1 protein-coding gene and 1 pseudogene are annotated in these 1307 nt (G+C 67.6%); both read right to left on the reverse strand.

Translation table 11 applies throughout. The features are described 5' to 3' along the window. Window positions 1–828, reverse strand: an 828-nt coding sequence (locus tag AQJ30_RS02675) for an alpha-amylase family glycosyl hydrolase (protein WP_245726776.1), incomplete at its 3' end; no start/stop codon positions are given. Then, window positions 825–1307 (reverse strand): annotated as a pseudogene (locus AQJ30_RS02680) (DUF3459 domain-containing protein); the annotation flags it as partial. The pseudogene AQJ30_RS02680 and the gene AQJ30_RS02675, both read right to left, overlap by 4 nt.

Consider the following 1307-nt stretch of genomic DNA (forward strand, 5'->3'; position numbering starts at 1 on the left):
GGCGTAGTCGCCGAGGTACTCGACGACGTCCTCGGGCCACTGGTTGGCCTCGGCCAGCAGGACGGTGTCGGGGTACATGGCGTCGATCTCGCGGCGCACCCGCTTCAGGAACTCGTGCGTTGCCGGAAGGTTTTCGCAGTTGGTGCCCTCGGCCGCGTACAGGTAGGGGACGGCGTCGAGGCGGAAGCCGTCGATGCCGAGGTCGAGCCAGAACTTCAGGGCGGCCAGGATCTCCTCCTGCACGGCCGGGTTCTCGTAGTTGAGGTCCGGCTGGTGGGAGAAGAAGCGGTGGAAGAAGTACTGGCCCCGTACAGGGTCGAAGGTCCAGTTGGAGACCTCGGTGTCGACGAAGATGATGCGGGCGTCGGGGTACTGCTTGTCGTCGTCGGCCCACATGTAGTAGTCGCCGTAGGGGCCGTCGGGGTCCTTGCGGGACTCCTGGAACCACGGGTGCTGGTCGCTGGTGTGGTTCATGACGAAGTCGATGATGACCCGCATGCCGCGCTGGTGGGCGGCGTCGGCGAACTCCACGAAGTCGGCGAGGTCGCCGAACTCCGGCAGCACCGACGTGTAGTCGGAGACGTCGTAACCGCCGTCGCGCAGCGGCGACTTGAAGAACGGCGGCAGCCACAGGCAGTCGACGCCGAGCCACTGCAGGTAGTCGAGCTTGGCGGTGAGGCCCTTGAGGTCGCCGACGCCGTCGCCGTTGCTGTCCTGGAAGGAGCGCACCAGGACCTCGTAGAAGACGGCGCGCTTGAACCAGTCGGGATCACGGTCCTTCGCGGGGGTGTCCTCGAACTTGTCCGCTACGGGCGAGTTGACGGTCATGACGAGTGGGACCCTCCGTTCAGGACGTGGAGCACGTGCGCCGGTGCGCGGCCCGGCTCCAGGCGCACGTAGTTGGACCCGCCCCAGGCGTAGGTCTCACCCGTCAGTTCGTCGTGGACGGACAGGGAGGCGCCGTACTCCAGGCCGAGGTGCCGCATGTCCAACGAGACCGTGCCCTCCTGGGTGTGGTGGGGATCCAGATTGACGACGACGATCACCGTGTCGGACCCCTCGCGCTTGCTGTAGGCGAGCAGCGCGCCGTTGTCCGTGGCGTGGAAGCGGAGGTTGCGCAGCCGGCGCAGCGCGGGGTGCGCCCGCCGCACGGCGTTGAGCCGGGTGATGAGGGGGGCGATGGTGCGGCCCTCGCGGGCGGCGGCCTCCCAGTCGCGGGGCCGCAGCTGGTACTTCTCGGAGTCGAGGTACTCCTCACTGCCCTCGCGCAGCGGGGTGTTCTCGCACAGTTCGTAGCCGGAGTAGAT

The organism is Streptomyces longwoodensis (assembly GCF_001514125.1).
Taxonomy (GTDB): Bacteria; Actinomycetota; Actinomycetes; order Streptomycetales; family Streptomycetaceae; genus Streptomyces; species Streptomyces longwoodensis.